This window comes from Prevotella sp. LCP21S3_D2 (assembly GCF_052118345.1).
Lineage (GTDB): Bacteria > Bacteroidota > Bacteroidia > Bacteroidales > Bacteroidaceae > Prevotella.
The window spans coordinates 24,506-36,358 of sequence record NZ_JBQKHJ010000032.1 but is presented as its reverse complement, the minus strand read 5'-3'; the positions used below and the strand labels follow the sequence as shown (position 1 = coordinate 36,358).

The 11,853-nt window shown below is 46.8% G+C and carries 8 protein-coding genes and 1 pseudogene; 6 read left to right on the top strand and 3 right to left on the bottom strand.

Features of this window, described 5'->3' with window-relative positions:
* On the bottom strand, nucleotides 1-506 hold a 506-nt coding region (locus tag ACTQ16_RS14625), incomplete at its 3' end, for a transposase (protein ID WP_441938061.1).
* A 217-nt stretch (nucleotides 507-723) separates the two neighbouring features.
* Between ACTQ16_RS14625 and ACTQ16_RS14620 the strand changes: the two genes are divergently transcribed.
* From ACTQ16_RS14620 to ACTQ16_RS14610, 3 genes are all read left to right on the top strand, one after another.
* Nucleotides 724-1,056: a DUF1016 N-terminal domain-containing protein gene (locus ACTQ16_RS14620; protein ID WP_441938060.1), complete on the top strand. Its 333-nt coding sequence runs from the start codon at nucleotides 724-726 to the stop codon at nucleotides 1,054-1,056.
* A 41-nt stretch (nucleotides 1,057-1,097) separates the two neighbouring features.
* Complete coding sequence (locus tag ACTQ16_RS14615; protein ID WP_441938058.1) at nucleotides 1,098-2,855, top strand: AAA family ATPase; 1,758 nt, start codon at nucleotides 1,098-1,100, stop codon at nucleotides 2,853-2,855.
* A 260-nt stretch (nucleotides 2,856-3,115) separates the two neighbouring features.
* The gene (locus ACTQ16_RS14610; protein ID WP_441938056.1) at nucleotides 3,116-4,546 is read left to right on the top strand and encodes an AAA family ATPase; all 1,431 of its coding nucleotides are present in this window, start codon (nucleotides 3,116-3,118) and stop codon (nucleotides 4,544-4,546) included.
* Between the two features lie 164 nt (nucleotides 4,547-4,710).
* Here the strand turns inward: ACTQ16_RS14610 and uvrA are convergent, their stop codons facing one another.
* Together uvrA and ACTQ16_RS14600 are read right to left on the bottom strand one after the other, a co-directional pair.
* Nucleotides 4,711-7,551 (bottom strand): excinuclease ABC subunit UvrA, encoded by a 2,841-nt coding sequence (gene uvrA, locus ACTQ16_RS14605; RefSeq protein ID WP_441938055.1) that lies wholly within the window; start codon nucleotides 7,549-7,551, stop codon nucleotides 4,711-4,713.
* Nucleotides 7,548-7,859, bottom strand: a pseudogene (locus tag ACTQ16_RS14600) (gliding motility-associated C-terminal domain-containing protein); the annotation flags it as partial. The gene uvrA and the pseudogene ACTQ16_RS14600, both read right to left, overlap by 4 nt.
* Before the next feature lie 283 nt (nucleotides 7,860-8,142).
* Between ACTQ16_RS14600 and ACTQ16_RS14595 the strand changes: the two are divergent.
* From ACTQ16_RS14595 to ACTQ16_RS14585, 3 genes are all read left to right on the top strand, one after another.
* Nucleotides 8,143-9,534 carry a LysM peptidoglycan-binding domain-containing protein gene (locus ACTQ16_RS14595; RefSeq protein WP_441933461.1) on the top strand — a complete coding sequence of 464 codons (1,392 nt, stop codon included), beginning with the start codon at nucleotides 8,143-8,145 and terminating at the stop codon, nucleotides 9,532-9,534.
* Between the two features lie 67 nt (nucleotides 9,535-9,601).
* Complete coding sequence (locus ACTQ16_RS14590) at nucleotides 9,602-10,369, top strand: porin family protein (RefSeq protein WP_218415746.1); 768 nt, start codon at nucleotides 9,602-9,604, stop codon at nucleotides 10,367-10,369.
* Nucleotides 10,370-10,439: 70 nt separating this feature from the next.
* On the top strand, nucleotides 10,440-11,816 hold the full coding sequence (locus ACTQ16_RS14585; RefSeq protein ID WP_441938053.1) for an MFS transporter: 1,377 nt from the start codon (nucleotides 10,440-10,442) through the stop codon (nucleotides 11,814-11,816).
* Nucleotides 11,817-11,853: the final 37 nt, after the last annotated feature.

Genomic DNA, 11,853 nt, shown 5'->3' with positions numbered 1-11,853 from the left:
AGGAACTTGACCAGAGTTGTATGTATCAGTTCATAGCGAGACTGGCGAGCGATATTGCTACCGATAAGCTTACTGTCCATACGGACGCATTTGCCTGATATCTTGAGAAGGTGTACATGCTTGCCAGCAAGCTGCTCGAAGCAGAGCTGCATCAGGTCAATGCCAGTTCTTTCCTGATATTCGCAGATGCGGCGGCGAAACAGATAATAGGTATCTATTGATGGGGTTACATCAGTCAGAAGTTCCATGCCGAGAGCCTTTCTGGTAAGAAGGTCAAACTCGCACTTCTCAAACAGATCCTCGTCGCTGCAACCGAATCCCTCCTTTAAGACAGACATAGCCACGAGTATGCGGATGGAAGCGTTTGGGCGGCCGCTCTTCTTGCCTTCAGGGAACAAAGGCTTGAATATCTCCTCATCAATCTTGGTTGTCACGAGGCTATAGAACTGGTTATGCCATGCGTTGGGGTCAGAATACTTCTTTGAAGCACGACTTCCTAACTGCATTGAGGGAGCCGTAAATATATCTAACTGAGGATTCGGATCTGTCTTTTTAAACATAGTCATTCTGTTTGATGGTGTAAAGATACGAAAAATATTCCAGATAACAGCATAAAGCAGAGATTATTTTCGTGAAATATAAACATTTTAAACAGGCCTTACTTTTTAAAGTGGGCTCATAACTGAACTTTCGCATATCAGGAAGTTAAAGGAGTTAAGGAGTATGTGTTACCTTGCTTTTCCAATTTTGGGGACAGCGTCCCCAAAATTGACATGGAGCCATTACTATGAACTACTAAAGTGTGATAATTCTCTCGAAATGAAGTTCTATTATAAGGAATGCATCAAAGAAGGCTGGAAAGTTCGAGAACCTTGTTGCATTCTTCTACCTGTTTCATACAATATTCAATTTATATTATTTGCAAAGATAGTGCCAGCGAGCGCAATGAAAGTTTGCTTTCAAATTGCCGAGCGCCGCCTATCTTTTTGTAAAGATAAGACATTTATTCGAATTAAGCAAGAAAATCCGGGTAAATTCTTTGGTATAATCAGATAATTTTCTTATTTTTGCAAATGTAAATTATAAAAGGAGCAATCATGAATCAGAATATGAAACGTTTGCCTTACGGCATCAATGACTTTGAGGCCGTTATAGAACAAAATCAATATTATGTGGATAAGACGATGTATTTGCCTTTGTTGGAAAACCAACCAAGCAACATCTTCTTCATTCGTCCACGTCGTTTTGGTAAGAGCATATTCCTGAGTATGCTCCATGCTTACTATGACTGTAGCAAGAAAGAGAAATTCCAAACTCTTTTCGGTGATTTATGGGTAGGCAAGCATCCTACTCCTTTACAGGGGAAGTATCAGATTCTTCACCTTGATTTCTCGTATGTGGGTGGTGGTATCGAAAAGTTGGAGGAAAACTTCAATATGTATCTGCGTGTTAAATTGGACGGCTTCATGCGAGTTTACCAAGAGTTTTATCTGGCAGATTTTAAGAAGAGGTTCTTTCAGTCGGATTCTGGTACGGAGAAACTGGCTTTGCTTCAGGATGAGACTGCAGCCAAGGGCATTCCTCTCTATCTGATCATCGATGAATATGACAATTTCACCAATACCGTGCTCAATGAGCAGGGTGAGAATGTATATTGGGCAATCACCTATGCCGACGGCTTCTACCGTGATGTCTTCAAGAAGTTCAAGGGTATGTTTGAGCGTATCTTCATCACAGGTGTCAGTCCTGTAACCTTGGACGATGTGACGAGTGGATTCAATATTGGCTGGCATATCTCTACCAAGCCAGAGTTTAATCAGATGTTGGGCTTCTCTCAGGAGGAAGTGCGAAATATGTTTGCTTATTACAAAGAAGTGGGAGGCATTCCTGCAACAAGTGATATCGAGGTGATGATAGACGAAATGAAGCCTTGGTATGATAACTATTGTTTCTCTGAGGATGCTTTGCATACTCAGAGTAAGGTGTTCAATAGTGATATGGTCATCTATTATCTCCGAAATTATATAGATAGGGGGGAAGCTCCGAAGCAAATGATAGATCCAAACACGAAGACAGACTACAACAAGATGAAGAAGCTGCTTCAGTTGGATAAGTTGGATGGTGACCGCAAGGGTGTCATCCGCACGATAGCTGAGACGGGGCAGATAGTGACAACCCTGGAAGAGACATTCCCTGCCAGTAGGTTGACTAACCCTCAAACATTCACCAGTTTGCTGTTCTATTATGGTATGCTTACTATAAAGGGGACTTTTGGTGATATGATGATATTGGGCATTCCAAACAATAATGTCCGTAAACAGTATTATGGCTATTTGTTGGAACAATATCAGGAGGAAAAGTTTGTGGACTTGAACCAGATGAAAATTCTGTTTACCTACATGGCACTTGAAGGTAAGTGGCGTGAAGGATTACAGTTTATGGCTGATGCCTATTCCCAGGTTTCATCTGTTCGTGACGGTATCGAGTCGGAACGCAATCTTCAAGGTTTCTTCATGGCATATCTGAATTTGAATAATTACTATTATACTGCACCGGAACTTGAGTTGAACCATGGCTATTGTGATTTTTTCCTTTTGCCAAACCTTACTCATTATGCTACCAAACATAGTTATATCCTGGAACTGAAGGTGTTGTCGAAGAAAGATTACGAATCAAAGCCTGAGGACGGCAAACTCTCCAAGGCAGAAGCACAATGGCAAGAGGCAGAGGCGCAAATCAAGCGATATGCCGTAGCTCCAAGGGTCGAGGCTCTGCGTCAAGGTACAACGCTCCATAAAATCATCATGCAGTTTGTTGCTGGCAAGTTGGTGAGGATGGAGGAAGTGGCTTGTTGAGATACACAGAATTCTTTCTTCAGTCATGATGATATATAATGAATTGAGGCGTTCCGACGGATTTATACTCCGACGAAGCAGTTAATATTTGACAATTTGCAGATTTTTTATGGTTATTGGCTAAATGTACTGCTATTTTTAGCCAATAATGCTTAAAAATAGCCGTTATTGGCTAAAAGTTATATAAGAATTAGCCAATAATTGCTTTTTTTCTTGCTATTTTTGCAAATGGTTAGAAATTAAAGCAGGAGAATACGAAGATGAAGAATAATATCATAGGCAGAAAAAGTGAACAAGATACCCTGGCGCATATTTTCGAGTCAAGGCAGTCGGAATTTGTGGCTGTATGTGGACGCCGCAGAGTGGGAAAAACGTTTCTTGTGCGCGAATATTTTGAACAGGAAATGGTGTTTCAGACATCAGGATTGGCTGGTGGAAACACACAGGAGCAGTTGAAAAACTTCTTTTATACGCTTCGACGTTACGACAGGAATGTAACCTCTGTTCCCCACGACTGGATCGATGCTTTCGAAATGCTTATCACTTATCTCGATTCTTTAAACGGGATAGAACGCAAGGTGGTTTTTCTCGACGAACTGCCTTGGATGGATACTGCGGGCTCTAATTTTATTTCAGCCTTGGAGCATTTCTGGAATGGATGGGCTTCGGCACGTCGTGACATCGTTCTGATAGTCTGTGGCTCTGCCACTTCCTGGATGATGGATAAACTCATCAATAACCATGGCGGACTTTATGGTCGTCTTACCCATCGTCTTTTCCTGCAGCCTTTTTCTCTTGGGGAGTCGGAAGCTTTCCTGAAGACTAAGGGGATGATGTTGTCCAGATATGAACTGGCAGAACTTTATATGATATTGGGAGGAATCCCATATTATCTGAATCTTTTGGATGAACGGTTAAGTTTGGCTCAGAATATAGACCGTCTGCTGTTCAATCCCAATGGACAGTTGTACAATGAGTTTACGATTCTCTATCGCTCTCTGTTCAAGGATTCTGAGGCATACGTCAAGGTGGTAGAATGCCTGAACGAGCGTGGTTATGGTATGATGCGCTCGGAAATAGCCGATGCCACCGGGATGAAGTCGGGCAAATCGTTGACCACGATTCTCGACAATCTGGAATCCTGCGGTTTCATCAGAAAGTCTGTCAACTATGGCTGTTCCACCCGAAAGTCTCTCTATCAGTTGGTAGATTTCTTCACCTTGTTCTATTTCCGCTTCCTGCGCGATAGTTCTTTCCGTAATCTTCTGTATTGGAGCAAGTTGCAGCGAACGCCCCGTTTCTATGCCTGGGCTGGAGTCTCTTTCGAGATATTGGCGATGAATCATATCGACCAGGTGAAGCAGCGGTTGGGAATTTCCGGTGTGGCTACCCAGTTGTATTCCTGGCGAAGCAAGAGTGATGCCGGGTCGGCGGAGCGGGCTGCTCAGATAGACATGGTGATAGAGCGTGGTGACAATACCATCAATCTTTGCGAAATGAAGTTTTCGGAAAGTGAGTTTGCCATCAATAAGGATTACGAGAAGATTCTGAGAAACAAAATCGTCCGTTTTATGGAGGAAACGAAGTCTCGAAAGTCGATACTGCTGACGTTTATCAGCAGTTATGGTCTTCAGCGGAATATGTATTCGGGCATAGCCCAGAACGAAGTGGTGCTCAATGATTTGTTTTGATAACATTCTGGGGTAGGAGAATTCTTTCTTCTGTCATGATGATATACAATGAATTGAGGCGTTCCGACGGATTTATACTCTGTAACGAAATAAAATCCCCCAACCTGCAGGAAACAGTAGGTTGGGGGATTCTTATTTATCTTACTTCCGAGATCATATCAGAATTATTCAGGTTTCCCTGATTTCTTCAGCAATGGGGCGAGGAACTTGTAGGTATAGCCCTTCTTTGCCTTCACCATGTCTTCAGGTGTGCCGGCAAAGAGAAGCTCGCCGCCACCTCTACCACCTTCTGGACCCATGTCGATGAGCCAGTCGGCTAGCTTGATGACATCCAGATTGTGCTCGATGATGATGACTGTATTGCCACGGTCTATCAGCTTCTGCAATACATTCATCAGGATGCGGATGTCCTCGAAGTGGAGACCGGTGGTTGGCTCGTCCAGGATGTAGAGCGTCTTGCCCGTGTCTCGCTTGGAGAGTTCGGTGGCAAGTTTTACTCGCTGACTCTCACCACCGGAGAGGGTGGTACTGCTCTGTCCCAGTTTGATATAGCCGAGACCTACATTCTGCAACGCCTTGATCTTGTTGAGAATCTGCGGCACGTTCTCGAAGAATTCCACCGCCTGGTTGATGGTCATATCCAGTACGTCGGCGATGCTCTTGCCTTTATATCTCACCTCCAGGGTCTCACGGTTGTATCGCTTGCCATGACAAACCTCGCAAGGTACGTAGACATCCGGGAGGAAATTCATCTCGATGGTCTTGTAACCATTTCCCTTACATTCCTCACATCTTCCACCCTTCACGTTGAAGGAGAATCTGCCCGGCTTGTAACCACGGATCTTCGCTTCCGGCAAGCCAACGAAAAGACTGCGGATATCGCTGAAGACACCGGTATAGGTGGCAGGATTGCTGCGAGGCGTTCTGCCGATAGGACTCTGGTCTACATTCACCACCTTATCTATATTGTCGATACCCTCGATACTGTCATACGGCATCGGCTTCTTCAGACTGCGATAGAAATGCTGGGAGAGGATAGGCTGAAGAGTCTCGTTGACGAGGGTAGATTTGCCCGAACCGCTCACTCCCGTAACCACGATGAGTTTGCCGAGAGGGAAGTCAACGTCTACTCCCTTCAGGTTGTTGCCCCTGGCGCCCCGGATGGTGATGTGCTTGCCATTGCCTTCACGACGCACGGCAGGAACCTCGATAGCCATCTTGCCATTGAGATACTGGGCGGTGATGGTATCGGTCTTGAGCATTTCGGCAGGAGTACCCTGAAAGACTACTTCGCCACCCTTGCGCCCTGCCTTCGGACCGATGTCTACAATCCAGTCGGCAGCCCGCATCATATCCTCGTCATGTTCTACGACGATGACCGTATTGCCCAGGTCGCGCAGTTCCTTGAGACTGTTGAGGAGGCGTTCGTTGTCGCGCTGGTGCAGACCGATGCTCGGCTCATCGAGGATATAGAGCACATTGACCAGCTGGCTGCCAATCTGTGTGGCAAGGCGGATGCGCTGACTTTCACCGCCTGAGAGCGAAGCCGACTGACGGTTGAGTGAGAGATAATTCAGTCCCACATCGAGGAGGAAGGTGACACGGGAGCGCAACTCCTTGATAATCTCATGAGCCACCTTGGCTTTCATCGGAGGCAGATGCTGTTCCACCTCTTCCAGCCAGTTGCGCAGTTCATCGATGTCCAGGTTTGCCACTTCGGAGATATTCTTATCCCAGATTCTGAAAGCCAGGGATTCCGACTTGAGTCGGAGACCGTGACATTCCGGGCATTCAACGACAGAGATAAACTGGTCAGCCCATTTCTTGCCGTCATTACTTTCGTCATTCTCCATCACCTTCCTGAGATAGTCGATGACGCCATCGTAGGCACAGAAATAGTCGGTGGAAGTATGCACCTTCTCCTTATCTATCTTTACGTTTTCCAGTGAACCATAGAGAATTTCCTCCATGGCAATATTCGGAATTCTGCAGATAGGAGTCTTGAGATTGAGGTCGTATTTTGACAGGAGCGACTCAATCTGCCAGAAAATCATCTGATTCTTGTATTTCCCGAGCGGAACAATACCGCCCTCATAGATGCTCATGTCTTCGTCCGGGATGACCTTCTTGAGGTCAATCTGGTTCACCTTTCCCAGACCCTTGCAGTGAGGGCAGGCACCTTCGGGCGAGTTGAAGGAGAACATGTTAGGCGCAGGGTCCTGGTAGGCGATGCCGGTAACAGGGTCCATCAGTCGCTTGGAGAAATTCTTCATCTCCTGACTGCCTTTCTCGATGACAGCCACCATGCCGTCGCCTTGTTTCATGGCGATGGAAACGCTCTTGCGGATGCGTTCTTCGTCAGCTTCGCGCACCACGAGCTTGTCTATCACCACCTCGATGTTGTGGTTCTTGTATCGGTCAATCTTCATGCCCGGCACAATCTCCAGAATCTCTCCATCCACCCGGGCATAGAGATAACCCTTGCGCCGCATGCTGTCGAAGAGTTCACGGTAATGACCCTTGCGCTGTCTGACGAGGGGAGCGAGGAGGTAGATAGCCTTGCCGGCATACTCATTGAGAATCATCTCGATGACCTGTTCCTCGGTATATTTCACCATCTCCTCGCCGCTGCGGTAGCTGTAGGCAGTACCGGCACGGGCATAGAGCAGACGCAGGTAATCGTAGATCTCGGTGGTGGTGCCCACAGTGGATCGGGGATTCTTGTTGGTGGTCTTCTGTTCGATGCTGATGACCGGACTGAGACCTGTAATCTTATCCACATCCGGACGTTCCATGTTGCCCAGGAAGTTGCGGGCATAGGCAGAGAACGTCTCGATATAGCGCCGCTGACCTTCGGCAAAGATGGTGTCGAAGGCCAGTGATGACTTGCCCGAACCAGAAAGTCCGGTTATGACGGTGAGGGAGTCGCGGGGTATCTCCACGTCGATGTTCTTGAGGTTGTGAACCCTGGCTCCCCAAACATTAATCTTTTCTTCTGAAATCATTGTCCTGAATTAGTTTGATTCTCGATGTATCCCCTCAGCAGGTTGACATCTTTTTTGAAATTATATATCTTTCCATCTGCACCTTTTGCCTTGACGAGGCAGAAGTAGACGCCATCCTTGACGGGACTACCCTTGTAGGTGCCGTCCCATCCAGTAGCCGGATCGGTCCATTCAAAGAGTTTCTGCCCCCACCTATTAAATATGTAGGCATGGAACTCAGTGATGTTCTGGTATCCGCTCTTGGGTTTGTAGATGTCGTTGATGCCGTCTCCGTTTGGTGAGAAGGCATTCGGCATGAGAAGAGAGCTGACCTGTGGTGTCTCTTCCGGTTTGCCCTCTTCGCCATCGTTGACTTCCTGAGCGTGCAATTGGCACGTTAAAAGTGGCAACAAGATGCAAAGTATACTTATTTTTCGTCTCATTTGAAGAATTATTTGTGCAAAGATAATAAAAAGCTGAGAGATTTTGGGCAGAATGCAAGATTTTTTGTATTTTTGCAAATGAAAACATTGAAATCTGAAGATTATCGGCAGAAAAATGACTCAAAATCTGCAGAAATCCGAAAGATAGGAATATAAAATTAATGAAGTTATGAGAAGAATCAAGAGATATTTCCTTGTTGTCGTTGGGCTGATGCTCAGCGTAAGTATTTTCGCTCAGACCACCAAGTGGCGCGACATCTATACGGTGAAGAAGAAAGATACCATCTTCGGTATCGCCAACAGCTATGGATTGTCGCTTCCGGAACTCATGGATGCCAATCCGGAGATGAAGCAGGAGGGATACATGCTCCAGAAAGGAGCCACCCTGTTTATCCCTTATGCCAAGGGACAGAAGAATCCAAACCAGAAGACAACTACCGCTACTCCTGCTGCCAGCCAGAAAACGGTTGCTCCTGCTGCTGCCAAGCCTGCAGCTACCGTCAGCAACGCCGTGAAGATTGGCGTGATGCTGCCGCTGCATGATGTGGATGGCGACGGCAAGCGCATGGTGGAGTATTACCGTGGCATCCTGATGGCATGTGACTATCTGAAGAAGCACGGTGTTTCTACCGATGTTCATGCCTGGAATGTGCCTATCGATGCGGATATCCGTACCACCCTGCTGCAGGAGGGTGCCAGCCAGTGCGACCTTATCTTCGGTCCGCTTTATACCAAGCAGGTGGCTCCACTTTCCGAGTTCTGCAAGAACAACGGCATCAAGCTCGTCATTCCTTTCTCCATCAGTGGGGATGACGTGGAGCGCAGCAAGGAGATTTTCCAGGTTTATCAGAGTCAGGAGAGCCTGAATAATGCTACCGTGAAGGCATTCCTGAAGCGGTTCACCAATGTGCATCCTATCTTTATCGACTGCAATGATTCCACTTCCCGCAAGGGTGCCTTTACCTTCGGACTCCGCAAGGAACTGGAAAAGCGCAATATCAACTTCAGTATCACCAACGTGAATTCGAGCATCGAGCAGTTTGCCAAGGCTTTCGTGCCTAGCAAGCAGAACGTGGTGATTCTCAATACAGGCCGTTCACCTCAGTTGACCGCCGTGCTCAACAAGTTGGATGAGTTTGATGCCAAGTATCCGGGTGCATCCATCTCGCTCTTCGGTTATACGGAATGGCTGATGTATGCCAAGTACAATCTGGAAAGGTTCTACAAGTATGACACCTATATCCCTTCCACCTTTTATTATAATGCCAGCAATGTGCGTACCCAGTCGTTGGAGACGAGTTATCAGCGTTGGTTCCATCAGCCGATGCAGGTAGCCCTGCCACGTTTCGCCATTACGGGTTATGACCATGCCATGTTCTTTATCCAGGGCGTGAAGAAGGAGGGGCGCAACTTTACGGGCGACAGCAAGCATTCTACTTACCAGCCTGTACAGACACCGCTGGATTTCGAGAAGACGGGACTCAAGGGAGGTTATAAGAACAAGAGTTTCATGCTGATCCACTATACCTTCAATCATCAGATTGAGGCGGTGAAGTATTAGGACTTTGAACTTTGAGCTTTGAGCTTTGAAGTTTGATCTTTGAATATTGAAAAATGAACTTTATGATATGTATTTGATAAGAAGATATATACTGCTTTCTCTGGTCTTGGGGGGCGGACTGACAGCTTCGGCACAGATTGGAGAGCATCGCAATGACTTTGCAGTCGGATTGAATGGGGGCTTCATTATGAGCTCAGTAGGTTTTACGCCAGACGTACAGCAGACGCAGCACGGCGGAATGACGGCGGGTTTCTCGATGAAGTATACCTGCGAGAAATATTTCAACACTATCTGCTCCATCTATGCCGAGGTAAACTATGCCAAGGTGGGATGGAAAGAGGATATCCTTGATAAGGAAAACAATCCGGTGATTATCACGGAGACCCAGGAGCCGATGGCGTATAGCCGTACCATCAACTATATCCAGGTGCCGGTGTTCGCTCATCTGGCATGGGGTAGGGAGACGAGAGGACTGAACATCTTCGTGAATGCCGGCCCACAGTTCGGTTATTATCTCAGTGAATCGACCAAGACCAATTTTGATGTGAAGAAGTTGCCTCAGACGGACAACAACCGAGTGAGCCCGGTGATGGCACAGGATACGATGGCAGTAGAGAACAAGCTGGATTACGGTATCGCCGTGGGTCTGGGTGCAGAATACAGTATTCCGAGAGTGGGGCACTTCCTTGCCGAAGCCCGCTACTACTACGGATTGGGAAATATCTACGGTTCGTCGAAGCGAGATTACTTCGGAAAGAGCAACTTCGGACAGATAGTCCTGAAGCTCTCTTATCTCTTCGATATCACAAGAACGAAGAACGTGAAGAGGAAATAGATGATAATTAATAATTGATAATTAATAATAAATCAATGATAACGGGTTTATCATTGATGTTTTGAAAAAAATGAGTACAACAGAAAAAATGCAGATGAAATTGAGCGACTCAACGTCAGCTCGCTGGATCGCCCTCCTCATCGTGAGTGTAACGATGATGTTCGGCTACTTTTTTACAGACGTGATGTCTCCACTGGAGCCACTTTTGACAGCAGCCAAGGGGGCAGAGAATGGTCTCGGGCTCGGATGGAGTTCGGATGAGTATGGCTTCTTCTCCGGTGCCTATGGATACTTCAATGTGTTCCTCCTGCTTCTCTTCTTCGGTGGTCTTATCCTCGATAAGTTTGGCATCCGTTTTACAGGTATTCTCTCCACCTTCCTGATGTTTGGTGGAGCCTTGATCAAGTGGTATGCCGTAGGGCATGAGTTTGCCGGAACGGTAGCAGTACCATTCTTCGGTACTTATAGTATACAGGTAGTGATAGCCGCTCTTGGTTTTGCCATCTATGGTGTGGGCTGCGAGATATGCGGTATCACGGTGAGCAAGGTTATCGTGAAGTGGTTTACGGGTCATGAGTTGGCTCTTGCAATGGGTGTGCAGGTGGCTACGGCACGTTTGGGAACTGCTGCTGCCCTGAGTGCTTCTCTTCCTTTTGCCAAGTCGATGGGTGGAGTGTCTGCTTCTATTGGTCTGGGTGCAGCTTTGCTTTGCGCTGGTGTACTGGTTTATCTGGTTTATTGCGTGATGGACAAGAAGGAGGATGCTTCAGCAGCTGCAGCGGCTACAGAGCCGGAGGAAGGTTTCAAGTTTTCAGACCTGGGTGGTCTTTTCAAGACAACCGGTTTCTGGTATGTGGCTGTACTCTGTCTGATGTTCTATGCAGGCGTATTCCCATTCCTGAAGTTTGCCACCAAACTGATGATTTTCAAGTATGGTGTTGAAGCAAATATGGCAGGTCTGATTCCTGCGATGTTGCCATTCGGTACCATCTTCCTCACCCCGCTTTTTGGTGGTATATACGACAAGTATGGCAAGGGTGCCACGCTGATGATTATCGGCAGTTGCCTCCTGACCTTTGTACACGTCATGTTTGCTCTGCCAATCAACTCATGGGTGCTTGCCATCGTACTGATGCTCATCCTTGGCATCGCCTTCGGACTGGTACCATCAGCCATGTGGCCATCCGTGCCAAAGATTATCCCTATGAAACTCTTGGGAACTGCATACGCCCTCATTTTCTATATCCAGAATATTGGACTGGCTCTCATTCCAGTATGGATTGGTAAGGTAAACCAGGCAAATACCGCAGCCGACGGCACCATCGACTATACCCAGACGATGACCATCTTTGCCTGCTTCGGCGTGATAGCCATCCTCATCGCCTTCCTCCTTCTTTTTGAAGATAAGAGAAAGGGATACGGTTTGCAGAAGCCTAACGTGAAATAAGTGAAGAGTGAAGAACGAAGAGTGAAGAATTCGTTTG

What these genes read in the sequence shown, in the direction of transcription:
- ACTQ16_RS14585 (WP_441938053.1), top strand. Translation starts at nt 10,440, where the DNA reads ATGAGTACAACAGAAAAAATGCAGATGAAATTGAGCGACTCAACGTCA.
- ACTQ16_RS14595 (WP_441933461.1), top strand. Translation starts at nt 8,143, where the DNA reads ATGAGAAGAATCAAGAGATATTTCCTTGTTGTCGTTGGGCTGATGCTC.
- ACTQ16_RS14610 (WP_441938056.1), top strand. Translation starts at nt 3,116, where the DNA reads ATGAAGAATAATATCATAGGCAGAAAAAGTGAACAAGATACCCTGGCG.
- ACTQ16_RS14590 (WP_218415746.1), top strand. Translation starts at nt 9,602, where the DNA reads ATGTATTTGATAAGAAGATATATACTGCTTTCTCTGGTCTTGGGGGGC.
- ACTQ16_RS14620 (WP_441938060.1), top strand. Translation starts at nt 724, where the DNA reads ATGTGTTACCTTGCTTTTCCAATTTTGGGGACAGCGTCCCCAAAATTG.
- ACTQ16_RS14615 (WP_441938058.1), top strand. Translation starts at nt 1,098, where the DNA reads ATGAATCAGAATATGAAACGTTTGCCTTACGGCATCAATGACTTTGAG.
- uvrA (WP_441938055.1), bottom strand. Translation starts at nt 7,551, where the DNA reads ATGATTTCAGAAGAAAAGATTAATGTTTGGGGAGCCAGGGTTCACAAC.